This window comes from Desulfovibrio desulfopostgatei, assembly GCF_053570645.1.
Genome location: NZ_JBRBQS010000002.1, coordinates 2150265 through 2170744 on the forward strand (window position 1 = coordinate 2150265; position 20480 = coordinate 2170744).

Below are 20480 nucleotides of genomic sequence, written 5' to 3' on the forward strand. Positions count from 1 at the left end.
AATCCTTATAATATGGTGTTTACGGTTGTGCCGCCGTAAATGGTGTTAATCTCGACTGATACCGTTAGTTTGCGTGTGTTTGGATCAAATGTGCTTTCGTAGCTCACAAGCTCGCTCACACCCTCGGTCTGCAATATGCGCTTGCGCAGCAACGGATCGTAGGTGTCCTTGGTATGTTTGCCCCAAACGTGGGTGACATAGGGTGTACCCTCGGTCAGATCCAGAAACCATTCACCAGCCAGCAGGGCCAGACGGGTTTTGACGGCCTGAGCCACGCATTCCGGCGTATCAACATGATAGTCTGCCGGGCCGTGACCAAGCTGATAATCATTTTTGGCGTCCAGCTTGCGGTATCGCATTATTTGGGTTCTCCCGTTGTCCCACCACTATCGCCAGGGTGTGTATGATGGGCTGTACTTTTGCCTTCGGCCACCTGGTCGCCCGTGGATGTGAGGGAGCCATCAAGGGCAATCGTGCCCTTCATTTGCACCGTGCCAGCTTCGCCGCCTGCCCCGGTGGTGGTGACATTGCCCTCCAGGGTGATCTGTGGGGCCTTAATTGTCACCTGTGCTGCCGCCTCCAGCGTGATTGCACCAGCAGGCGTAAGTGTTACTGTGGCTTGCGGGTTTTTGGTTTCAATTGTATAATCAGGCTTCATGGTCAGGGTGGCCTTGCCATCATCTGTCCTCAACTGGACGTTTTCCTTGTCCACTGGGGGGTCTAGTTTTGTTGCCTGTGATCTGGGGCCAATGATGGCCATACCGTCCGAGAGATCATGCATGCGCCCGCTGGGTGGCGGCGTGGATTCTCCGCCTTGCCACCAGCCGTCTATGCAGCGGCTGGAAAATACTACTAGAACCTCGTCTCCTACCTTTATCGGGTATGTCAGGCTGAAGCCGCCCCCACACACAAACACCACGGGCACGTCTACCAGAAGGGGCATCTGCACGTTTTTGCTTTTTCCGCTTTCGTCCCGCACGCTGCCTTGCACGGCGGGCTGCACGCTCACGGTCATAGCCACAGGATCAAAGCCTGTCACAATACCAGGCAGGGCCGTCCACATTTGGGCCTGATGACCTTCTTGCGCTAGGCGCTGGCTCTCTATGGGATCATTCTGCCGTTCGCTTCTATCCATATTATTTACCTCGCCATATCCAGCGGCAGGCGCATAGTGTCGTCAATGCCAATGCACAGCATGTCCGCGTACCAGTCGTTGCCGCGCGTATCGCCGCTAAACTCGACTTTTAAAATTCTGTAAACGCCGTCATCGTCCAGACGTGGTGCGGTTTGCCCCGCAGCCATTTTGAGAGGGCTTTGCATACGTTTGACGCTCTTATTGTCCAGCTTGATGCGCCCGCCGATGCGCAAATTAGGTAGCAGTAGCGAGCGCACGGTTATACCTTCCTGCGTCTGTTCCGGCGTGCCGATCAGGCCCGTCTCGTGGGTCAGCAACACGGCCTGACCCGGCAAATAGCCCTTGCGCGGCACCATCTGCACCTTGCCGTCCTGTATGCTCCAGTCCGTGCCGGTGTTTTGCGCCTCATCTCTCATGTACTGCCTGGCCATGCCGTACATGACCACGCCGCGCGGCAGCGCTTGCCCACCGAGGTCGGGGGTATATCCCGCCTCTGTACCCTTATCCGCCATGCTGCCCTGGCACACTCGCACCCTATCAGCAGGTAGACTGCCCGCCGCCAGAGTGGTGTTGACCGTGGCAAAATTGTAGGCACGGTCGCCATCGGCCGCCAATATGGCCAGCACCGTATCCACGCCGTTTTCACGCCACGTTCGTACCTGCCGTATATTCCCCCGGAAGATCAGCCCAGAATTATCTATATACCCGGCAGACAACCGCACTTGCGTAAACTCGCGTTGTATCCTGCTGGCTGTGGCCTCTGACAGGTTGTATACGTTTATTTCCGCACTGTTAGGGGTTTCCAAGTCCCCTTTTTTCGTCTTGAACGTGATGCGCAACTCCGACAGATCCAGCCCGCTGCCGGAATTGCCCCCCACCACCAGTGAGCAAGCCCGTAGCCAACACCGCCCCTGTTCGTCTTTGTTCTTGGCGCTCATGCGTCCTCCGTTTTAAAAATCAGCAGCACGGTATCGCCCAGGTTATTCAGTGTTGGCGACATATCACCGGATATGTACAATGCACCGCCCAGCTCAAGATAGGCATAGGGGGCCAAAAGGTCGCAGCCAGCTACCAGGGGAATGCCGCAAATCAGGGGGATGGTGTCGTCAGGTTGATCAAGAATATCCAGCACCCATCCGCCGGGTACATCCGCTGCCGGGCTTTCGGCCCAGCGCAGCACCAGACGCAAGGAGCGCCCGGCCAGACTGATGCCAAAGGCTTGCGGTTCAGGAGTTAGGGGTATTTCGTACAGTGCCATAAGGGCACTGTACTGAATGGATATGATAAGTGGACACCCCGAACTTGTTCGGGGTAACAACTGCTTGAATACTACTGTAATGCGTATTTGGGGAATATTATGTGCTTACGGGCTTTGATATTTTGGCTAGTTCTGGTTATGCCAGCAAGCACAATTGCCTGGCCTGGTGATGTGTTGACAGTCCATGACGGCGATACCGTGCGTGTGCAACCGGCAGAGGGTGAGGCCGTGTCAATTCGCGTGTATGGCGTGGATTGCCCAGAACTGGGACAGCCTTACGGCGCAGAGGCCCGCGACATGACAACCAAGCTGCTCAACGGGCGGCGGGTGGAGATAATCCCGGCCCAAACGCGCAAATCATACAAGCGCGAGGTCGCCGGGGTTGTGTTGCTGGATGATATGATTGTGCTGCAAGATACGCTTATAAGTGATGGGCTGGCCTGGGTGGATGACCGATTTTGCCATATGGCCGTATGTGATTCATGGCGACAGCATCAGGCTGACGCCAAGGCCGCAAAAAGAGGCTTATGGTCTGTGGAGAATCCGACTCCACCCTGGACATGGAGACGGCTGCAACGATCTGGGGTTGCGCATAAATAGAAATGCTCCTATAAATTACGCATTACTCTAATCAAGGAGCATTATATGGCAACCTTCAAGTGTCCTGACTGTAAAACTAAGATTTCGACTGCAGCTGAAAGTTGCCCGAAATGCGGACGGCCAGTGACGGATGCTGACCGCACACCACCGGCCAAGCCAAAGCGCTGGCAGTCCATATTGGCAGGGGCATTCTTTTTGCTAGTCCTCGCTGCCCTTTGGGGGCCAAAGGACAAAAAAACCGCCGCGACACCGACCACAGAACAAAGCAGTGCTGCCGCTAATCCGTGCGCGGGTGTGAACACCATTGAGGATTGGAATAAAGCCAGCACCCTTTGGCGTACCAACAATTCCCAGTGCAAGCCGAAGGAAGACATTAAAAAATTTGCGGTGGTATCGGCTCCAGCGCTGTTTAATTCATTTGCCCAAAATGAAGTGGCAGCCGATCAGAAATATAAAGGCAAGCGCGTGGCCATTGAGGGGATTATTTACAAAATAGAAAAATCCCCGTTAGGCTATCCCGAATTGGTCTTTGATGTGAGCTATGGAATCAATACCGTTAAATGCCAATTTTCCAAGGATAACATGGACAGGATTGCCAACATGTCCAAAGGGCAACGTGTGGTTTTAATTGGCACGGTTAAGGCGTTTACACTTGGCGCGCTGCTGAGTGTGGACGATTGCGAGTTCCCAGCAAAAAAATAAAGGGGCTTTGCGCCCCATCCTGTTGTCTTATTGTGCCGCGCCGCCTGGACGAGTGTAGCCGCCGCTACCTGCACTAGCATTTAAAATACTATTGGGCTGCTTCTGCCCTTTATCTGCAACGCCGCCAGTTTTGGCGGCGTTTTTGTGCCTGTTGCGCGGCGGCACGCTGGCCGTCTGCGTGCGCACGATAATGACTTCCTTGCAATTGGCGGTCACTAGCAGGGCCTTTTCAGTATTTTTGTCCGTAGTGCAGCTGACTCCCTCGACAAGCATATTGTCGTACAGACGCTTGCCGGTAACAATGCTGATCGGCTCGCGCTTGCGCATCAGGTCCAGCAGCTTGTCATACATCTCCCGCGCCTTGCCCTCTCCGGTGGTGTCCGACACGCCCGCACGTATAGTAACAGAGGCGGGGTTAACATAGGCGTGGTCGTTTATTTTTGCGCCTTGCTCCACAGGGTGCTCGGTAATATTCAGTTTGTCCTCGTGTTGTTCCTCCACGACCACCGCGAATTGCAGGCCGCCAAGGTTTCGCCCGGTGATAACAGTTCCGCTAGTGCTCATCGTGTAGCCCCCTGCATGTGCCGCGCCATATCTGCTGCTGCCCGGTCTTGGTTGCCCGCCACCAGTCCGGCCACTTGCTCGGGGCTTTGCGCGCCATTAAGGGTAATCTCCGTTTTTGAATCCACTTTAACCTCGCGGGATGTGTGGCTGGCTGCCATAGCTGGTATGGGCTGCGGTTTCAGCGCCGGTCCGTCTGGCGGCGGGGTTACATTGGCGTTTACGGCCAATCCCATTTTTTCCTTTACAAAATCAGGCAGCCAATCGGTCATGCCGGAGAGTTTTTCCTTCAGCCAATCCAAAGCAGGCGCAAAAAAGTTCTTTATTGCAGCAGCGGCTTTTTCTGCCCAGGCTGCGAAGTCTGGAAATTTCTCACGAATGAGGTCCCAGTTTTCCCAGATCATGGCGGCGGCTGTTATGATTAACCCCAGGGGGTTGGCTTTGACCAGACCAAACAAAACACGGAAGGCCATACCCACACCGCCGACAGCGCCTTTGAGGAGCATCATCACAGCCTTTAGCCCCATGGCTATGGCTATGCCTTGAGCAAATCCGGTAATGAGCTTTTCATGCTCGCGGAAAAAATTGGTCACGCTGTCGATGGCGCTGCTGATTGCGTTACGCACACCCTCAATGCTTTTTTCCCACGGCCCCCAGTCAAAATAACTGCGCCCCCCCTCCATGTACGTTTGGTAATCGTCAATCAATCCTACGATGGCGGCCAGACCGGCCACAAGCATGCCCAACGGCGTGGCCAAGAAACCAGCATTTAAAAATTTCCAGGCGGCAGCAAACAACACAAGGCCCTGGATAATCTTTTTTTGCCCGCCATCCAGCTTATCGTACCAGCCTACCAGGGCAGATGCCCAGGTGACCATGCGGCGCACAAAGGCTCCAATAGCTCCGGCAACCCGAAAGACAACGCCGATCACGGTTTCAAAGATGGCCTTGATCTTGCCGAAATTTTCCATGATGACACGGCGCAAATTTTCGACGTCGCCACGCAGCTGTCCCAAAAATACGCCGCCCACAGCTTTGACCAGCAGGCCGCTCATGGTGTGCAACTTGTTCAGCTCGGCCAAAAATCCGCGGCTGTCTTCTGCCGCCTTGGCAGCATCTCGACCGGCCACTTCATACATGGCCGCAAACTCGTTCTTGAGGCCGCTGACGTTGCGCGTCAGCATGGGCACCAATGTGGGATCAATGCCCATTTGCTTGGCGTAGAGTTTTGCGGCCTGGTCGCTCATGCCGCGCATGTTGTTGCCCACGCGCTCAAGGAGCACGCTGGTATCTTTGATGTAGGGGTATTTTTCTTTCAGGCCCCCCAGGGCTGCGGCCACGGCCTCGGAGCTGCTGCCGGTCTGCTCGGCAACATAGCCCAGTTCTTCCAGCTTCTGGATGGGTACACCCAAGGCGTCCGCTTGCTTGGCCAGTGCAACCTCGCCCTGGGCAATACGCATGATGCCCGCAAAGGCTGCACCAGCTGCAAGCGTGATACCAGCCGCAAAGCCTGTCACCTTGGCCAGAGCGCCCTTAAGGCTGGCCTCGTCAGCCTGAAAGCCCACAGAGGCCAAAAATTCGGCGATGGTTACGGCCATCAGGCATCCTTGTTCTTGAGCGCCGCCATGTAACGGCGTTCGTTTTCGTCCTGCACATTGCAGGCGTCATTCATTAAGGCGATGTCCGCCAAGTCAAGGGTACAATCTTTGAGGCTTTCGTACCGGCACATGCCACGCAGCACGGGCCTCAACAGCCAGTCCTCGCCGCCCGGCAGGCATACCCAGTCAACGTCTACGTCGTCTTCGGTTCCTGTCCCGGCGTTTGCAACGCCGGGAGTGCGCGAAAAAAAGTGGTCAGGTTATCCTTGAGCACGTGGGCCGTCAGGGACAACATGGTGAGCAGATCCATGTCCGGGTACATGAGCTGCCCCTTGCTGCGCACGGGTGCCCAGCCGCCGCCATCCTGGCGCATGGCCACAACGTCCAGAGCGGCATTGCACACATATTCCAGGCTTTCGTCCGGCAGCTCACCGATGGTCGCGCCCAAAGAGCCAAGGACTTCAGCCAGCTTGGCATCCTTACCATCGCCCAGCTTGGCATCGTCAAGCGCCATCTGTAGCGTGCCCAGTACGCCCTGCAGCTTGCCAAGCACAGGGGCGGCGCGCTTAAGCACGTACATCTGCGCAAAGGCGTTGAGTTTGCCGATTTTGTAAACAGTGCCCTGGATTTCAACTTCATTCATGGCTTACTCCTAAGAGATTTCCGGCGTGCCGCTGCCGTCCTGGATATTGATTTTGCCTGAGTGGAACGTCCATTGCCGCGTTCCACCTTCTTTGGCAAAGGGCTTTTCCGGCTGTTTGGCGAAAGCCACCTCCTGGCAAGTCGCGGTGTCGCCGCGTGCCACATCGCGCACGGTTATGGTGTTACGGCCCCAGTTGGCGCTGCTCTGACGTTGATAATTATACATTTCCTGCAACTGTCTGTTTACGGGGCTGGTGCGCAGCAGATTAACCGTAACAGTGCCGCTGGAGTCTGCCAGCAAGCTATGCATGACGGAACCGTCTGCCCCCACGGTCATAGTGTTTTGATCGCCGGTGGGGACGATGGTCAGGCCCTCCTGGGCGATGCCCGCCCGGTCACCCGAAAGCGGGAAGTTCCCGCCAGGGCCGCTGATAGCCGCATGAACATCAAGAAAAGAATATGCGAATCCCATGTTCTTACCTGTTTACGTTTATGGCCACATCCACAGAGTGGATAGCTCCGGCCAGTTTTATGGCACACTGGATAGGCGGAGCCACGCGCTTTTCGCGCTCGCTCTGCGCTTGCAGTTCGATGGGTTCTGAATAGACATAGAATCCCTTGGGCAAATAATCGCCGCGCTCCAATTGGCCGAAGCCGTCGCCGTTCCAAGTGCCGGGGGCAACCAGAGCATTGTTTACGGCCTGATCCAGCACGGATTCGATGCAGGTAATGAGCTGATGCACGCCGCTGTTGGTCTGCGGAATCTTGGTTTTGCTCTGATACAGCAGGTTCCACAGCTCGGTCTGTACGGCGTTTTGCAGCCAGTCCGTGCCGTGGATCTCATCCCACCATGCATCGCCGCTCATGACACCCTCTTGGAGAATTGCCGTATCGTTGTTGTAGGCGGCAAAAACGTTGCAACGCTTGGCAGCCAGGGTATTAGCCTGCGATTCTGTCAGCCCTTCGGCTTCCACGCTGGGGAGCTGCTTGAATTTGAGCGTGATGGTGCTGCGATTGGCGTTAAAGTTGACCGTAAACGCTCGCCCAATGGCGCTGATAGCGGCATATTTGTTGGTACTGTACGCAACAAACAGACGCGACAGCTTAAGTGCTTTGCCCCGGCTGGCCAGATCATCCGTATAGGCGGCATCCAGCACGCGGGTGTCCGTGATAGTGGCCGCGTAAATACGGCTCTTGCTAGCCGCTTGGATGTACTGGGCAACAATCAAATGATCATCCACAGTCAGGCTGCTGTCGGCGATGGCCAGCCCGTACCAGTCCCCCCGGTCGGCCAGCTCAACCACGCACTGCTTGATGGTTTCCGCCGCCTGGCCATCCAGCGGGGCAAGGGCCGTGGCTTCGGTCAGCTTGAGTTTTGCGACCAGGGCCGTGCCCCCGGCAGTGGCGTCCGTGCAGTATGTGAGTGTGGCCTCCGGCCCTGTGGACGTAGTTGCGAGCGTAAACCGCTCGCCGTCCCAGGTGCAGGCCACGCCATTGGCAGAAGTCTTGGCACTGATGGCCGATGCCACGGCATTAAGATTGGTGACAGACCGGAAGTCCAGGCCAGACACCTCATGCGTGGCCCCAGCCACATGCACAGTCAGGCTGCCATCACTGATGCCCGTCCACTGCGCAAGCGCCGCCTCATCTGCTGTCAGGATGCCGCCGCGCAACATGGCGCTGGTGGGCTGCTTGAGCCATCGCCCGATCTGCAATATTGCCGGGCGCGGGGACTGGCTGAAAAAAAGTTCCGCCGCCAGATATTCGGGCGCTTCCACGCCAAAATCTGCCGCAACGCCGTCAATGCCGGTGTAGCTGCGGATGCGCTCACTGGCCGAAATAACCTCGGAGCTGCCCACAATCAGCAACACGCCGAAGTTGCGGCGGCTGGCTGCCAAGGCTTGCAAGTTAATCGTGACGTTGACCACGCGGTCAACGGCAAGTGCCTTTGTTGCCATAAAATTCTCCTATCGCGAGCGACCGCACAGGCCGCATGCCTTAACGCTGTCGATATCTCTGATGTCCGTAAGGCCCTCATCCGTATCCATTTTAGGCCCACGTGTGAGGGTGATTGTGATGTCCTGGCGGCGTATCCAGCGCAGGTTCACCAGGTCGGGCGCGGGCACAATGTCCCCAGCCTCCACAAAGGCCAGGTTGGCCAGATCACGCAGCATCGACCGATTCTGCTCCACATACAGGCCATCCCGTAGCGACCTGGCCAATGCCCTGGCCTGCGGGCCGTAAAAACTGCACATAACGACCAGGCGCTCGTGTATTTCCACATGTGTGGCACCGCCCTGGTGCCAGGCCGTACCACCTGGTGCGCCCTCATTGATAACGCCAAACGCGCACCAAGGCTGGTCAGGGCCTGGCGTCTTGGGGGGGGTGGGCTGCCAGCGGGGGCGTACCATCTGACCAGGCAATCCTGTCAGCCCGCAGACCATGTCGTGCAGCGCATTTTCAAGCGCGTCCTCGTCCGGCCCAGAAGCCGGGCGCAGCCATCCGGCTTCCAGGCTGCTGGGATTGACGGCATCAGGCATTATCCAGTTCCTTCTGTGCCAGGGCGCGGGTATAGCCTGGCCATGTCTCTACTGCGGCCACCGTGTAGCGCGCGCCGTTGTACAGCACACAATCGGCTGCCGTGCCGTCGGCCAGGTTGCCCACGTGCAACGGCTCCCGCGTGTAGATTGTCAGCGTTTCCTTGTCGCGCTCGCCTTCAGGTAGGCGGTCAAGTTCGCGGGCCGTGGCTGGCTGCACCGTGCCGGTCATTGGGAAGTGTCCCTCCTCATATACAGCGCGCCCCTTGTCGTTTACGGATTCCGTCAGACGCAGCACCGTAAACAGTGTGCAAAACGTCGTGTCGTCCAGCAGTGCCGATACATCCAACATCATTTGTCCCCTGGGGTGATCATGCCCTGACCGCGTTTACGGATCACGTAGGTGTGACTTTTCATCAGCTGCCCGGTGTCCAGCAGGGGGTTGGTCTTGCCTTCGTCCCGGCGGGATTTGCCCCTCTTGACCCGGCCTTTCTTGTCCGTCAGCGTGTTGCCCTCGGCATCCTTTTTAGGCGCGGCGTAGTCCAGGGTAGAATCTTTAAGTGGCGGCCAGTCGTTGTTCTGGAATCGCGCACGCACGGCGTTTTGCCCTAGCAGACCGATGCGATTCAGAGCTGTCTCTACAGCCCCTTCATTGCCTTCCAGAGCTTGTTTTGCCGCGTCTTTCATGGTTTTTGCGGCTTCGCCTTTGATATCCTCGATACCGGGAACAAGATGGGGGCGGGCCGGAATACCCGCCGCTGGTGCGCCAAACTCGTGGATATAGGACAATTCCGCGTTATTGATGCCACCGGCGCGGGCGCCCGCGTTTTCGGCGGGCACGCCGATGTACACGTCTACCTTGGTCAGGGCTGCGACGCCTTGGTTCATCAGCTTTGTCATATCCGCAGTCTGTTTGACGGTTACAGTCGGCTTCATGCTACCAGGCCGCCCGCGCCTACAATCTGCATAAGCTGCCAAAACTGCTGGCCGTAGATTGTGTTGTTGTACTGCCCGGCATTGACCAGGGCGCTGCCCTGACCCGATGCACCGGCCCGCGTTACAGCGTGGGACATACTGCCCACCGTTTTTGTCTCTGCCGTCACCGGACCAGCAGCGGCATCAATGCCGCCTGTGCCGCCCTGAGCTTTGAGTACCTCCAGCTCCAGCGTGAGCTGGTGGGCAACATACAGACCCAAGCCCTGATCCAGCAGATCGTCCCACCGTTTGGCGGGCAACAGTTTGCCCGCCACGGTGAGGTGAAACTGCACGCGCGCGTCCGGCACCAGCTCCGCAGAAAATTGCGGAAAAGAGTCACGAAAGGCGGCGATGTCCATAACTAGATGCCGTCCGCGTAGGCCACAGTTTCGGCGTACACAAACTCCAGCTCGCCCAGGGCCGCGTAGTAGGTGGTGATCTGGTACAGCCCCCGATATTCCACGGGCGTGTGCTGCAAGGGCACCAGGGGATAGCGCACATACTGGCGATCCTTGGTGTAAGCCACCATGCGGTCTTTTTTGCCCACACCAGCGCCCGCCAGATGTTTAACCGGGGCAATGTCCAACGGACGACCGTTGACAGAGTTGCACAGGCACTGCTCCCGAACATACTGCAGTATGCTCATGCTGCCAGCTTCCGTGATGGGCTGGGTCAATTTGCTCATGGCCGTGGGCGGCACCAGCAGGCGGTCCGGCAATATGGCATAGCCACTTTGTGCCCAGGCAGTCTCCAGCACACTGTTGATACTGGACAATATTTCGATGGGGGTGGAGGTTGCCCACGTCTTTGCCACTGTCAGGGGGGTGATGGACGCGTTGTTACACAGCCCGGTGGCCCCCACCACATCGTCGCCCAGGTAGACCATCTGGTCGATGTCCATCTGGTTTTTGAGCTTAAGACCGTCAAACTTCTGCAGGTCGATGGGTCGGCCCACACGCTGGGCGGCCGCGAGTTCTTGCACGGTAAACCCGATCTCCTGGCCCCACAGGCGCAGGGGCTTACTGGTTTTGTCGATGCTCACGGCCATGCCGGCAATGGCTGTGCTGTCCTTGCCCACCCAGTTGATGCCGTTGGCGTAGATGCCGCCAGCGGCCGCAAAGGAGGAGTTTGTAAAGCTGCTCAGCTCATCGCCCAAGGTCACGTCGTCGCGAAGGTCGATATCCCGGCCCCAGGTAACCACGGCAAGGGGATTGTGGATCGTCTGATCCAGCCGCTCCAGCTCACCGACGAAAAATGCGCCAGCATCGCGGATGGTCTTTTTATCAAGAGTAAACATTGCTGCTCCTTACAGATTGTAAGAGATTTCCACGTTGCCGTTGCCATCGGCCTCGCCCATAAAAATGCAGCCAGGCACGGCCAGGGTTTTGCCCTCCACTGCGGCGGCCTCAATGTCACCCACGGCCTTGCCTGTCTCTGCCGTGTGGCGCACATAGACCTGGCTGCCCTTGGCCGCTGTCCCCTGGATCAGTTTGACGGTAATATAACCGCGGCGCAGCACGTCCTGAATACTGCCTGATACCGCAGCACTGCCCATGGTCGGGTACGGGCGCACCACAAAACCGTAGACGGCATCGGACGCGCCCGAGAGCGCAACAAGCTTGCCCCCGTCCATTTTGACCGGAGCGCCAAAGGCAACAGTTGCGCCCATAAGCCCGGCTTCCACTGTGGCTTCAGCCTTGCGGCTCACATCGCCGGGGAAACCGGCGGGCATCCGTTTGAGGTAGGCGTTGCTCATTACTTGCCCCCTTTGCCGTAGTACGCGGCATTCATTTTGTTGATGTCGGCGGGAGTAATCGGCCCCATTTTGCCGCCAGCGCCGGGGCTGGAAAGGCTGTCCACAGTGCGGCGGTTGTTGCCAGCTCCGGCAAGCACCCCCACAGCAGCAAATGCGGCGCGCACTTCGGCAGCGGTGGCATTGGCAATGGCCTTGCCCCCAAGAACGCTGTCCACGATGCGGCGGGTGTTGGGGTTGCGGCAGGCCATGCCCAACGCAGTGCGGCGTACAACATCAGCGTTATCGCCCACGCGGCAGCCAGACAGCCCCATGCGTTTGGCACTGCGCACAGTGGCGGCGTCGGCCATGCGGCCAGGCTTGCGGTCTGCACTTTTGACCGGGAGGTCTTCATCAGCCTGAGGATCGTCTTCATCCTGCGCGCTCTGGTCCGGGTCTTCATCAGCCTGGGGATCGTCTTCGTCCTGCGCGCTCTGATCCGGGTCTTCGTCCTGGGCCTGCGGATCTTCATCCGTGCCCTGCGGCTTGAGAGCTTCCACCAGGGTACGCAACATGAGCTTGATTTCTTCCAGGCTGGCGGCCACGTCGTCATCTGTGGTGGCCACGGGATTGTCCTCATCCTGCGGGGGAGGCGTGTCCTCGTCCTGCGGGGCCTTGGCCTCTGCAGCTTCGGCGTCTTTCAACATTCCGCGCAGCATGTCCGCAATGCTGCGCTTCTTTTTTTTGGTGCCCATAGCCATAGGGATCTCCCTTTGATCTTTAATTTTGCAGCGCGCCCCGGCCCGGCCGTGGTCTACAAGCGCCACATGGTTGCCCATAATATTGATTTGCCGTCCCACGCCGGGCCGGATTACCTCAAAATCGCAATCATACCCGCACGACAGCTCGCGCATGCCGTCATGCAGCACCGCATCAATGGCATCTGCCTCGGTAATCAGGATGTCGGCCAGCATCAGATCCTGCTGGCGGTCGTCACCTCGGCGCACGTTGAATGCAAATCCGTGGGCCAAGTCTGACCAGTTGTCGGGATTAACGTCTTCGTCTGGATGGTTCAGCGTGAAGGGCTTGCCTTCAAAACTGGCCAAGGTGGCTGGTCGGAATACTTCGGCCGCGTCGCGGGTAATAAGCACCTGGTCGCCACGGAAACCTTTGATGACTTCCGGCGGCACCTCTTCCGGCAGGTAAGCCATTGTGCCTGTACGCGCCAAGGCAGCCCCCTTGCAAAGCAGGTAGCCTTCCGGGGTTCGCGAGATATTTTCGGAGAGTTTGGCAGTGGTATAGATGCGCATGGGTAGACCATGCACGTGGGACGCAAAAAAAGGCACCCCGAAATTGTTCGGGGTGCCTTGTCTCGCTCGTAGTGTTTACGGGTGTTTACCGTGTCGCGTGTGCGGTTGGTTTGCCATTTTGGCACGGTGATACGCTCCGGCCATATATAGGTCGTTAGGCGGCGTTTTTGGCGATCCTCTCAAATTGTGTCGGCTCCAGCGTGACCAACACGTAGCCATAGGGAGCATTATCGCTGACACCAACGTAAAACTCGACATCTACCGCGCCGTTGGGATACGCGCTCATGACCGTGCCTTCTGTGCCCGAAGGCAGGGTAACGGCACAGCGCACAAGATCAGCGCTCCCTTTGCTGGTGATGGCCTGAGTCAGACGAATGTCGTCAAGTTCCCGCAACATATTATTTGTCCACATACATGGTTATAAGCCGTGGGGCGGTGTGTATGCCGCCATCCGTGTAATCATACTGCCATACGGTCTTGACCGCAACTGTTCTGCCGTTGCGCCCGGTAACGGGGACCAATGCGTCAAACCGTTGCCCGTATTCCGTGCCGGGCTTGACAAGGGCGGCCACGGTGGGCAGCTGCTGCATAACCTGGTCTCGCAGCCATCCCGCATCCTGTGGGCCAAGCCCCAGGGCGGACGCAAACACGCGGGCCTTATCGCCGCCACGCGGATGGTCAGGGTCAAGCGCGTAGGCCGACAATTTGCCCATGTCCAGTTGCGCCCGCTCAACATTATATAATGGTGCGCCTGGCACATGGCGGACGACTTCGGCCCCCTGGCTCTTTTCCCATTGGGTGTAGAGTTTCTGTTCGCCGCTGCTTTTTTCCTGTTCTTGCGTGGGCAAACTGCTGACGGCAAAAGTTTTGCGTGTGTCATCACCTTTGGGGATAACTGGCTCAGGATAGCAGCGACAGTACGGAAACTCTCCGGCGTGCCCGGTCATGCCGTCCAGTGTTGGAGGACTGTCCCAGGATACAAACTTGCCTTCCATCGCCCTATGGCTGGGGCGTGTGGCCCCGTCGCGGACACTGCGCCAGATATAGCCATCACTGCCCACTGATCCGGCCCGCGCCTGAGTAAGCGCAGTGCTGGCCTTGCTGACCTCGGTCAACGCGATGCAGCGCGCCCGGCTCATGGTTGTGCCACCTATGCTGGCCAGCTCTGCCGCCATGTCTTCGGCCCGCATACCGCTGATCAGCCCCTCGTGGGCCAGCGCACCCGCGCGCATGGCTGCCTCCAAAGGCAGGCTCTTGATCAGGGTTGTGTTGGCCTCTATGCGTTGGGTCACGGTCTGGCCAATGGGATCCCCCTCCAAAAACATGCGCATGTCCAGCCCCATACGGTCGGCAATACGGCGGAACTGATCCAGATTGCCGCGCGCCACGCCGTCCAGCATGTTGGCAGCGCTTTGCTGCGCCCAGGGCGTGATGGCATCGGCGTAGGTACGCAGAATGTCTTCTGCATCCTGGGGGCGGTTGCTGGTCAACACTTGGGATATCTGTCCGGCCAGGCTGCGCAGGGTGCGCTCATAACTGCGCTCCGCCGCGCGCGAGGGTGTAAACACTCCGGCCTTGGCCGTTGCGGCATCGGCCCACGTCCACGCCAGGCGAGGCCATGGTGCTACGGAGCTATTGGGTAGCAGCGGGGTTGCCATTGGCCATGCTCAGCGGCGCAAAGGCCGTAGTGGACTGTTGTGTGGGCAATGGTGGCAGGGGCGGTGCCTGCTCGGATTTTTCAGCGCGGTCAATGTCCGCATCACTGATACCCGCAAAACGCCCAGTTACTCGGGCGCTGTCGCGCAGGGCGGCAAGCCCCTGACTGGGAGTAATAATGCCGCCCTGAACGAGCGCCGCCACAGCCTGGGCATCAGATGTTGCGATCTGTGATTTCTCAAGCTCAGAAGGCTGCATCAGGGACTCAAACTCAAAGCTGAAGCCATCCGGCAGGCTTTCACCCCACAGGTGACGAGACAACACGGCAAAGATCACGTTAAGCGCGGGCCGCAGGTCGTCATCCTGCAAGGTGGCTATTGTGTCGTAGTAGGTGCGCAAATCTGATTCACCCGTAGAAAAGCCCTTGGGACTTTGACCAAGCAGGCGCACCAGGGGAATACCGGTGGCCCCGGCAATCTGCTCGGCAAATGCCTGCATTGCATCGTAAACACCCGCAAAGGTGTAGCCCGCCGTGGTAAATTCATCAGCTTTATCAAGCAGGGTAATGCCTTCATTACTCTGCATCTGACGGATCATCTCGAATTGGCGTATAAGCGCCTGTTCGGCCTTGCCGCCTGCAGCAAGTATCTGGCGCAGGCCATCCACGCGTATGACCCGCAAAAATGCTTTATACAGCAAGTTTGCGCTGCCTTCAGTGGCGCTGTCATATGCCAGCATGCGGGATTCCATCTGTTCCACGACGCTGGCTCCCCAGTGTTGCTCAGTGATCCGCTGCTGGTATGGCAGCTCAACACCAACAAAACGCAGGGCGCGGCTGTGGTGTATACACTCACCATCCATGCCGCTTGTGGTGTTTACGTTGTAAAATTCTGGATACCCCAGCATGGGGCCGAGGTCAGTGATCAGCTCACTGCTGGGCTGCACCTGCCAGCGATCCAGCACGTGCAAGCCCAAAAAACCGCCCTGCGGGATGCTGTCTATCTCCAGTGGGGTGGACAGGTCATCGCCGTCTATCAGTAGCACGGCCAGCGCACCGCCATACAGGCGGCCCCACTTGAGAGCGTCACTTAATCGCCCTGGGCAGCCCACACGCCGATGCTCACGCAGCAGCTCGTCCGTTTTGCCCGCGTCCCACTGGGCGCGCACGTCCACGCCGCCGCGCACCATGTCCTCGGGAACCACGTTGACGGTGCGGCCTACAAGCCAGCTGGTGCGATACATATCATCAAGCTGCTGCCGGTCACGAGTCAGGTATGCTCCCTGCTCATAGCCACTCTTGGCCAGCATATTGTCCTGACCAAGTCCAAGTTTTGCTGTAAAATTCTGAAAACCGTCGCGCATGCTGCGACGGCTTGTAGCCCGAAGAGCCGGGCGAGATGTGCGGGTTTTAACCATCGGCTAATTTCTCCCATGTACTGAGGGCGTGGCTTTTCAGATAGCGCAGGGCCTGGGTGGTTGCGTCCACCTGGTCATCATGTGCGCCAGCAGGAAAAGCTATTAATTCTTCTAGATAATCAGCCAACCACGGTGCGTGTGCCGGTAGAAAAACATTACCGGCGCTAAACAATGCCGTGACCGCATAAGCGCGAGCAATCTTGGAGCCGTCAGGCTCCACCGGAACCAGGTTGGGCACATCTTCACGTAACGCGTCCATAACGGCCGGGCCGTTGGCCTTGTCCTCAATAAGGACTGCTGTGGTTTCCGGGTGTCGCATACACATGGAGAGTACCGCCGCCTTACTGGCCGTGAAGCCCATACGGGCGCGCACCTGTTCCCGCAGATAGTAGCGGACGCCTGCGCGGCCCCAAAGCTCTCCCACAACAAAGTCGCTGCCGTCAGTATCCTTGAACGTCATGTCCCAGGACTGGATAACTTCATCAAACCCTTCTGGCAGACTTTCAGGAGTCCAGAGTTTGGGCCAACCCTCTTCAAAAATATTGCCGCCATCAGCCACCGGGCTTTGCTGGTACAGGGCGCTCCATTGGGTCGGGGACAGGTTGCCTTTTGTCTCCAGCAGTTTTTCCAGCGGGTGCAGGTCCGGCACCAGGGCGTTCCCCTGAGCATCAATAGCTGGAAACTTGTAGTGCTTTACACGGCTGTTTTTTTTTGCCACCACTCCGATCAGGTCGTCGGTTGCCCAACTGGTGGCCATGATGATGTGTCCGCTTTTACGGGACAGACGCGTGAGAAAAACGGTGTTGTACCAACCCTCAATGCCGCGCTTGACTGCTGCCGAGCGCGCCTCTTCCTCGTTTTTGATAGGGTCGTCAATGATACCGATGTCCACGCTTTTGCCCGTCAGTGGACCACCGACACCTGCGCAAACATAATACCCGCGCCGCCCCACAATATCGAAACGGTCAGAATTGCGCAGGGCAAGTCCTTCCATAGTCACGGTTCTTTTGGGATTGAGGGATGATTCTGGAAAGAGCGTGGCGTATTCTTCACTCAGCATGATGCGCTGCACGTCGCGGTTCATGTCCCGCGCCAGGTCGGCGGCGTAGGAGCAGGCGGCGTTACGCAAATCTGGGAAGCGCCCCAGGGCAAAGGGGGGGAACATGCGGCTGACAAGCTGACTTTTGCCATGCTGGGGCGGGGCCTGGAACAGGTAAACCGGACGCTTTTCCGCCACAACTTCTTCCAGAAATTCATCCAGCGCGCCGCAGACCTCGCGAGAAAATGGGCTGTGGATATAGTCCGGCATGATATAGCTGACAAAATCGGCCATATGCCGCCGGGCCTGCTCCGCCAGCAACACGCGCCGCTGCTGCTCCCGTTGTAAACGGGCTGCTAGTTCAGCCTGGGGAGAGTGTTTACGCATGCCGTTTGCCTATACCAACCCTTTTTCGACCGTCAGCTCCGCCAGTTTTTGCGCCAGCTCTTCGTCTGACAAATTTTTTAGTTCCGCTGCCGTGCCCAGTTCCTTTATGCGGTCGCGTATTTGCGCCTGCGCTTCACGGCGCGCTTCATCTTTGATGCGCTTGGCAAAGTCTGCCTCTAGGCTCATGGCTTGAGACAGGTTCTTGAGGCTGCGTGCGATCTTGTCTATTTCGGCGGCGTCAAATTTTGCATCAGGAGATCCAGTCCGATCTTGCAGCGTGCGGAACAGCAGACCGCGCAGCATGTCCACCAGCAAGCGCCCTTGCTCGCCCTCTACGCTGTCCGGTCCGAGTTCTTGCGCCAGAGCGCGCGCCATGTCGCGGTTCTCTCGCATGACCTGGGCAGCGGCAGAAAAATTGGTGGAATACCGCCACAACGCCGTGCGCGATGGCGCATCGGCCCCGGCAGCCGCGCACTTGCCCGATACAAACTCGTGCAGCTCGTCCAGGGTCATGCGGCCATCGGTAAGGGCCTTGTCTATCTGCCTGCGCAGATCAGGCGACAGTCGGGTGACGCTGCTCTTGCGGGCCATAGCTATTCCCCGCGTGCGGGCTTTTTGACGCCGGGCACTTCTCTCAACCCTTTGGCCACCTCGGCACCGCGCCCCGTCACCCGCAGCATGGGCACGTCGCCCACATATTCCACGCGCAGCAGCCCCAAGCCTTCCAGATAGCCAGCATCATCCAGCACCGTGGTGCGCGGCACGCGATGGCTCATAATCTCCAGCGCGTCGGTCATGAGGCTCACACTCATGCGGCCGTCGGGTTCTTCGTCCAGGTAGCGCAGGATCACCAGGCGGCGGTCCTCCACCATGCGGCGCTGGAATTCCTCGTTATGCGACATTACTTCCCTCCAATATGTGATTCCGTAATTATATCTACTACTCGTTCAATACGGCCCACACCACTGGCAAGCCCGCGCACTTCCGCTTGGCTGGCCTTTACGGACCCCTCGATAGCCGTAAGGCCTACTTCCAGACGATGTATATCCTTTGCTGTGGGGAGAGCTGCAAGTGTTGCCGCAATTTGGGTATGGACATTATCAGCTTCAGCTTGACGCAATTCGATTTGCTTGAAGCGTTCATCCATTCCCTTACTGAACGCTTCAAAAAATGTGTGCGTCACGAACTGTCGAGACATGCTCCAACTTACCCACAGGGCCAAAGCCTGGAGCAAAAGAACAAAAGCCCAGCCGTATTTCCAGAAAATTTCCCAGAGTGTCATCTGCCCCCCTCTGCTTGGGCATCGTAGCAATCCAGGGCAGCGTTACACTGGGCGGAGTACACACGCAGACGGGCGTCGCGGGTGAGTATCGCCTCCACCTGGTCGGGGTGATCAAAAGGTATGTCCCCGCGAATTTTGGGCAGCGTGGGCTTAGCCGGGCGGGGACAACGCTGTGTTGTGACAACTTCCGGCGCGGGCGTGGACACGCTGCCCGTTGCGGCACACCCGCCCAAACTACCAAGGCCGATTGAGCATATCAGCAGCACGCTGGCGCGTCGCATCGTCCACCCCCTGCCGGACCTGTTCCGGCGTAATATCATTCGGTTTGGCTTGGGCCATAATGTCGGCAATGGTCTCCGCGTCTTTTTGGGCCTGCCCCTCGCGCTTCAGGCAAGCCTCCGCCAGCTTTGCCTGGGCATCGGCGTTTGTGGTAAGTCTTTTGCCCAAAGCCTCCCAACGCGCGGTGTCGGCCTTGGCGCTGGCAACATCCTTTACCAGCGCGTCAACACGTGCTGTTGCCTTCTCAAGCCGTAATGTTTGCCACCCGGCAGAGCCTCCTGCCAGTATCAACAGCACGCCCAGGATCGTCAGTGCGGCCTTTATGCCCGTGGTCATAAGCTGCCTCCTGATGCCAACGTGTCCAGCGCAGGACGATATCGCTCGCGCTTGTCACCCATAATGTTGCGCACATAGGCGCGGTTAATGGCGTAGGGGCTTTTATCTGCGTACTGTTTGCCTAGGCTTGACCGACTTTTGCGACTGTGGGTTTCCACGTGACCCGTCCAGCGGGTCTGGTCACAACCTTTGACCTGGCGGCAGTAGGCCCGGTCTTGCAACACGCCGCCGATACCGCCGTTGTAGGCCGCCAGCATCATGGCTGCACGGTCTTCAGCCGTGGCGCACCCTGTAAACGCAGACCAAGCTTGCTGGTCTTTGAGTATGAGCGCTCGTAGTTGTAGGCGCGGGTTATAACGATCTTCCCACGCCCAGGTGCGCAGATCCTTGTGAAGTTTGCGCACGTCCTCAAAGTTATTGAAGCGCACGCGCCCGGCACTGTCGTATGCAATAGTGAGCTGGCCAAGTCCAAAGCCGTATTCTCGGCTAGTTTTCATTTCGGTGCGCGGGTTCCAGCAGCGTTTCGACTCAAGGCCGTAACAGGTTTCCTGCTCCACCTGTCCGGCATAGATGGCGGGGTCATAAAATTCGGGACTGTACGCTTGGTGTTCAGCCCAAAGCATGGGCAGATACAGCAGCGCCAGAACGGGCAGAATTGATGCGCGAAGCATCATTTGCCCCAAATCATGATGCTGATGGCAATGCAGATCTGCAGCAGCACGCGGGCCAGCACCACCAGGGCGGCGGCCACATTACCACTCAGAGCCGATCTGGCGTAAGCAGACATGCGGATATACGGCGTGAGGATTTTCGACAGCATGAGCGCAGCGCCCCACATGCCGATGACATAAGTCAGATAGCCAGCAAGGCCTAATGTGCCCAACGGGTCCACAAGCATGCCAACCCCAAAGCAGATCAGCAGCAGCAACCAGACCCGAAAGTCATAGAGGGGACGCAGGGTAAGACGCAACTTGCTGTACAAAGACTCGTATGACGTATCAATGGGCATAAAAAAGCCCTCCTTGCAGCTAGTTA

General features: G+C 57.9%; 29 protein-coding genes. 2 read left to right on the plus strand and 27 right to left on the minus strand.

Features of this window, described 5'->3' with window-relative positions:
* Positions 1 to 5 precede the first annotated feature (5 nt).
* The 4 genes from ACUZ9Q_RS09440 to ACUZ9Q_RS09455 are packed head-to-tail and all read right to left on the minus strand — an operon-like array spanning position 6 to position 2393.
* Positions 6 to 359 carry a hypothetical protein gene (locus ACUZ9Q_RS09440; RefSeq protein WP_449247760.1) on the minus strand — a complete coding sequence of 118 codons (354 nt, stop codon included), beginning with the start codon at positions 357 to 359 and terminating at the stop codon, positions 6 to 8.
* The gene (locus ACUZ9Q_RS09445) at positions 359 to 1135 is read right to left on the minus strand and encodes a Gp138 family membrane-puncturing spike protein (protein WP_449247761.1); all 777 of its coding nucleotides are present in this window, start codon (positions 1133 to 1135) and stop codon (positions 359 to 361) included. The genes ACUZ9Q_RS09440 and ACUZ9Q_RS09445 overlap by 1 nt, the downstream gene beginning before the upstream one ends.
* 5 nt (positions 1136 to 1140) lie before the next feature.
* Positions 1141 to 2073: a phage protein gene (locus tag ACUZ9Q_RS09450; RefSeq protein WP_449247762.1), complete on the minus strand. Its 933-nt coding sequence runs from the start codon at positions 2071 to 2073 to the stop codon at positions 1141 to 1143.
* Positions 2070 to 2393: a phage baseplate plug family protein gene (locus tag ACUZ9Q_RS09455; protein ID WP_449247763.1), complete on the minus strand. Its 324-nt coding sequence runs from the start codon at positions 2391 to 2393 to the stop codon at positions 2070 to 2072. Before ACUZ9Q_RS09455 ends, ACUZ9Q_RS09450 begins: the two co-directional genes overlap by 4 nt.
* Before the next feature lie 228 nt (positions 2394 to 2621).
* On the opposite strand from ACUZ9Q_RS09455, the gene ACUZ9Q_RS09460 reads away from it, so the two are divergent.
* Positions 2622 to 2993, plus strand: coding sequence for a thermonuclease family protein (locus tag ACUZ9Q_RS09460; protein ID WP_449247764.1), 372 nt, complete (start codon positions 2622 to 2624; stop codon positions 2991 to 2993).
* Between the two features lie 45 nt (positions 2994 to 3038).
* Positions 3039 to 3695, plus strand: coding sequence for an OB-fold protein (locus tag ACUZ9Q_RS09465; RefSeq protein WP_449247765.1), 657 nt, complete (start codon positions 3039 to 3041; stop codon positions 3693 to 3695).
* Between the two features lie 27 nt (positions 3696 to 3722).
* Here ACUZ9Q_RS09465 and ACUZ9Q_RS09470 read toward each other — a convergent pair whose 3' ends face one another.
* The 23 genes from ACUZ9Q_RS09470 to ACUZ9Q_RS09580 form a co-directional block, all read right to left on the minus strand.
* On the minus strand, positions 3723 to 4259 hold the full coding sequence (locus ACUZ9Q_RS09470; protein ID WP_449247766.1) for a phage baseplate protein: 537 nt from the start codon (positions 4257 to 4259) through the stop codon (positions 3723 to 3725).
* Positions 4256 to 5854 carry a hypothetical protein gene (locus tag ACUZ9Q_RS09475; RefSeq protein ID WP_449247767.1) on the minus strand — a complete coding sequence of 533 codons (1599 nt, stop codon included), beginning with the start codon at positions 5852 to 5854 and terminating at the stop codon, positions 4256 to 4258. The genes ACUZ9Q_RS09470 and ACUZ9Q_RS09475 overlap by 4 nt, the downstream gene beginning before the upstream one ends.
* The gene (locus ACUZ9Q_RS09480) at positions 5854 to 5997 is read right to left on the minus strand and encodes a DUF6889 family protein (RefSeq protein WP_449247768.1); all 144 of its coding nucleotides are present in this window, start codon (positions 5995 to 5997) and stop codon (positions 5854 to 5856) included. The genes ACUZ9Q_RS09475 and ACUZ9Q_RS09480 overlap by 1 nt, the downstream gene beginning before the upstream one ends.
* A gap of 50 nt (positions 5998 to 6047) precedes the next feature.
* Positions 6048 to 6497, minus strand: a complete 450-nt coding sequence (locus tag ACUZ9Q_RS09485; protein WP_449247769.1) for a phage tail assembly chaperone — start codon at positions 6495 to 6497, stop codon at positions 6048 to 6050.
* A 9-nt stretch (positions 6498 to 6506) separates the two neighbouring features.
* Entirely contained in the window at positions 6507 to 6968 is a 462-nt protein-coding gene (locus ACUZ9Q_RS09490; protein ID WP_296937009.1) for a phage structural protein, read from the minus strand.
* 4 nt (positions 6969 to 6972) lie between these two features.
* Entirely contained in the window at positions 6973 to 8454 is a 1482-nt protein-coding gene (locus tag ACUZ9Q_RS09495) for a DUF3383 domain-containing protein (protein ID WP_449247770.1), read from the minus strand.
* 9 nt (positions 8455 to 8463) lie between these two features.
* The gene (locus tag ACUZ9Q_RS09500; RefSeq protein ID WP_449247771.1) at positions 8464 to 9036 is read right to left on the minus strand and encodes a phage neck terminator protein; all 573 of its coding nucleotides are present in this window, start codon (positions 9034 to 9036) and stop codon (positions 8464 to 8466) included.
* Positions 9029 to 9385, minus strand: coding sequence for a hypothetical protein (locus tag ACUZ9Q_RS09505; RefSeq protein WP_449247772.1), 357 nt, complete (start codon positions 9383 to 9385; stop codon positions 9029 to 9031). The genes ACUZ9Q_RS09500 and ACUZ9Q_RS09505 overlap by 8 nt, the downstream gene beginning before the upstream one ends.
* Positions 9385 to 9969: a hypothetical protein gene (locus tag ACUZ9Q_RS09510; RefSeq protein ID WP_449247773.1), complete on the minus strand. Its 585-nt coding sequence runs from the start codon at positions 9967 to 9969 to the stop codon at positions 9385 to 9387. Before ACUZ9Q_RS09510 ends, ACUZ9Q_RS09505 begins: the two co-directional genes overlap by 1 nt.
* Positions 9966 to 10367, minus strand: a complete 402-nt coding sequence (locus ACUZ9Q_RS09515; protein WP_449247774.1) for a DUF4054 domain-containing protein — start codon at positions 10365 to 10367, stop codon at positions 9966 to 9968. The genes ACUZ9Q_RS09510 and ACUZ9Q_RS09515 overlap by 4 nt, the downstream gene beginning before the upstream one ends.
* 2 nt (positions 10368 to 10369) lie before the next feature.
* Positions 10370 to 11305, minus strand: coding sequence for a DUF2184 domain-containing protein (locus tag ACUZ9Q_RS09520; protein WP_449247775.1), 936 nt, complete (start codon positions 11303 to 11305; stop codon positions 10370 to 10372).
* Between the two features lie 9 nt (positions 11306 to 11314).
* A complete protein-coding gene (locus ACUZ9Q_RS09525; RefSeq protein ID WP_449247776.1) occupies positions 11315 to 11764 on the minus strand; it encodes a structural cement protein Gp24 in 450 nt (149 codons plus the stop codon).
* Entirely contained in the window at positions 11764 to 13050 is a 1287-nt protein-coding gene (locus ACUZ9Q_RS09530; protein WP_449247777.1) for a DUF2213 domain-containing protein, read from the minus strand. Before ACUZ9Q_RS09530 ends, ACUZ9Q_RS09525 begins: the two co-directional genes overlap by 1 nt.
* A gap of 154 nt (positions 13051 to 13204) precedes the next feature.
* A complete protein-coding gene (locus ACUZ9Q_RS09535; RefSeq protein ID WP_449247778.1) occupies positions 13205 to 13447 on the minus strand; it encodes a hypothetical protein in 243 nt (80 codons plus the stop codon).
* Between the two features lies 1 nt (position 13448).
* Positions 13449 to 14708 carry a phage head morphogenesis protein gene (locus tag ACUZ9Q_RS09540; protein WP_449247779.1) on the minus strand — a complete coding sequence of 420 codons (1260 nt, stop codon included), beginning with the start codon at positions 14706 to 14708 and terminating at the stop codon, positions 13449 to 13451.
* Complete coding sequence (locus ACUZ9Q_RS09545; protein WP_449247780.1) at positions 14683 to 16068, minus strand: DUF1073 domain-containing protein; 1386 nt, start codon at positions 16066 to 16068, stop codon at positions 14683 to 14685. The genes ACUZ9Q_RS09540 and ACUZ9Q_RS09545 overlap by 26 nt, the downstream gene beginning before the upstream one ends.
* Positions 16069 to 16114: 46 nt before the next feature.
* Positions 16115 to 17548, minus strand: coding sequence for a phage terminase large subunit (gene terL / locus ACUZ9Q_RS09550; protein ID WP_449247781.1), 1434 nt, complete (start codon positions 17546 to 17548; stop codon positions 16115 to 16117).
* Positions 17549 to 17557: 9 nt separating this feature from the next.
* Positions 17558 to 18139: a phage protein Gp27 family protein gene (locus ACUZ9Q_RS09555; RefSeq protein ID WP_449247782.1), complete on the minus strand. Its 582-nt coding sequence runs from the start codon at positions 18137 to 18139 to the stop codon at positions 17558 to 17560.
* 2 nt (positions 18140 to 18141) lie between these two features.
* On the minus strand, positions 18142 to 18450 hold the full coding sequence (locus ACUZ9Q_RS09560; protein WP_449247783.1) for a VpaChn25_0724 family phage protein: 309 nt from the start codon (positions 18448 to 18450) through the stop codon (positions 18142 to 18144).
* The gene (locus ACUZ9Q_RS09565) at positions 18450 to 18830 is read right to left on the minus strand and encodes a DUF2730 family protein (RefSeq protein WP_449247784.1); all 381 of its coding nucleotides are present in this window, start codon (positions 18828 to 18830) and stop codon (positions 18450 to 18452) included. The genes ACUZ9Q_RS09560 and ACUZ9Q_RS09565 overlap by 1 nt, the downstream gene beginning before the upstream one ends.
* A gap of 234 nt (positions 18831 to 19064) precedes the next feature.
* Positions 19065 to 19445, minus strand: coding sequence for a hypothetical protein (locus ACUZ9Q_RS09570; RefSeq protein ID WP_449247785.1), 381 nt, complete (start codon positions 19443 to 19445; stop codon positions 19065 to 19067).
* Positions 19442 to 20119: a hypothetical protein gene (locus ACUZ9Q_RS09575; protein WP_449247786.1), complete on the minus strand. Its 678-nt coding sequence runs from the start codon at positions 20117 to 20119 to the stop codon at positions 19442 to 19444. Before ACUZ9Q_RS09575 ends, ACUZ9Q_RS09570 begins: the two co-directional genes overlap by 4 nt.
* Positions 20116 to 20454 carry a hypothetical protein gene (locus tag ACUZ9Q_RS09580; protein WP_296936976.1) on the minus strand — a complete coding sequence of 113 codons (339 nt, stop codon included), beginning with the start codon at positions 20452 to 20454 and terminating at the stop codon, positions 20116 to 20118. Before ACUZ9Q_RS09580 ends, ACUZ9Q_RS09575 begins: the two co-directional genes overlap by 4 nt.
* Positions 20455 to 20480: the final 26 nt, after the last annotated feature.

Coding starts and splice junctions, on each gene's coding strand:
- ACUZ9Q_RS09555 (WP_449247782.1), bottom strand. CDS start 18,139: ATGGCCCGCAAGAGCAGCGTCACCCGACTGTCGCCTGATCTGCGCAGG.
- ACUZ9Q_RS09445 (WP_449247761.1), bottom strand. CDS start 1,135: ATGGATAGAAGCGAACGGCAGAATGATCCCATAGAGAGCCAGCGCCTA.
- ACUZ9Q_RS09560 (WP_449247783.1), bottom strand. CDS start 18,450: ATGTCGCATAACGAGGAATTCCAGCGCCGCATGGTGGAGGACCGCCGC.
- ACUZ9Q_RS09450 (WP_449247762.1), bottom strand. CDS start 2,073: ATGAGCGCCAAGAACAAAGACGAACAGGGGCGGTGTTGGCTACGGGCT.
- ACUZ9Q_RS09465 (WP_449247765.1), top strand. CDS start 3,039: ATGGCAACCTTCAAGTGTCCTGACTGTAAAACTAAGATTTCGACTGCA.
- ACUZ9Q_RS09440 (WP_449247760.1), bottom strand. CDS start 359: ATGCGATACCGCAAGCTGGACGCCAAAAATGATTATCAGCTTGGTCAC.
- ACUZ9Q_RS09520 (WP_449247775.1), bottom strand. CDS start 11,305: ATGTTTACTCTTGATAAAAAGACCATCCGCGATGCTGGCGCATTTTTC.
- ACUZ9Q_RS09570 (WP_449247785.1), bottom strand. CDS start 19,445: ATGACCACGGGCATAAAGGCCGCACTGACGATCCTGGGCGTGCTGTTG.
- ACUZ9Q_RS09500 (WP_449247771.1), bottom strand. CDS start 9,036: ATGCCTGATGCCGTCAATCCCAGCAGCCTGGAAGCCGGATGGCTGCGC.
- ACUZ9Q_RS09485 (WP_449247769.1), bottom strand. CDS start 6,497: ATGAATGAAGTTGAAATCCAGGGCACTGTTTACAAAATCGGCAAACTC.
- ACUZ9Q_RS09535 (WP_449247778.1), bottom strand. CDS start 13,447: ATGTTGCGGGAACTTGACGACATTCGTCTGACTCAGGCCATCACCAGC.
- ACUZ9Q_RS09470 (WP_449247766.1), bottom strand. CDS start 4,259: ATGAGCACTAGCGGAACTGTTATCACCGGGCGAAACCTTGGCGGCCTG.
- ACUZ9Q_RS09495 (WP_449247770.1), bottom strand. CDS start 8,454: ATGGCAACAAAGGCACTTGCCGTTGACCGCGTGGTCAACGTCACGATT.
- ACUZ9Q_RS09515 (WP_449247774.1), bottom strand. CDS start 10,367: ATGGACATCGCCGCCTTTCGTGACTCTTTTCCGCAATTTTCTGCGGAG.
- ACUZ9Q_RS09475 (WP_449247767.1), bottom strand. CDS start 5,854: ATGGCCGTAACCATCGCCGAATTTTTGGCCTCTGTGGGCTTTCAGGCT.
- ACUZ9Q_RS09505 (WP_449247772.1), bottom strand. CDS start 9,385: ATGTTGGATGTATCGGCACTGCTGGACGACACGACGTTTTGCACACTG.
- ACUZ9Q_RS09540 (WP_449247779.1), bottom strand. CDS start 14,708: ATGGCAACCCCGCTGCTACCCAATAGCTCCGTAGCACCATGGCCTCGC.
- ACUZ9Q_RS09565 (WP_449247784.1), bottom strand. CDS start 18,830: ATGACACTCTGGGAAATTTTCTGGAAATACGGCTGGGCTTTTGTTCTT.
- terL (WP_449247781.1), bottom strand. CDS start 17,548: ATGCGTAAACACTCTCCCCAGGCTGAACTAGCAGCCCGTTTACAACGG.
- ACUZ9Q_RS09490 (WP_296937009.1), bottom strand. CDS start 6,968: ATGGGATTCGCATATTCTTTTCTTGATGTTCATGCGGCTATCAGCGGC.
- ACUZ9Q_RS09455 (WP_449247763.1), bottom strand. CDS start 2,393: ATGGCACTGTACGAAATACCCCTAACTCCTGAACCGCAAGCCTTTGGC.
- ACUZ9Q_RS09545 (WP_449247780.1), bottom strand. CDS start 16,068: ATGCGCGACGGTTTTCAGAATTTTACAGCAAAACTTGGACTTGGTCAG.
- ACUZ9Q_RS09510 (WP_449247773.1), bottom strand. CDS start 9,969: ATGAAGCCGACTGTAACCGTCAAACAGACTGCGGATATGACAAAGCTG.
- ACUZ9Q_RS09525 (WP_449247776.1), bottom strand. CDS start 11,764: ATGAGCAACGCCTACCTCAAACGGATGCCCGCCGGTTTCCCCGGCGAT.
- ACUZ9Q_RS09575 (WP_449247786.1), bottom strand. CDS start 20,119: ATGATGCTTCGCGCATCAATTCTGCCCGTTCTGGCGCTGCTGTATCTG.
- ACUZ9Q_RS09580 (WP_296936976.1), bottom strand. CDS start 20,454: ATGCCCATTGATACGTCATACGAGTCTTTGTACAGCAAGTTGCGTCTT.
- ACUZ9Q_RS09530 (WP_449247777.1), bottom strand. CDS start 13,050: ATGCGCATCTATACCACTGCCAAACTCTCCGAAAATATCTCGCGAACC.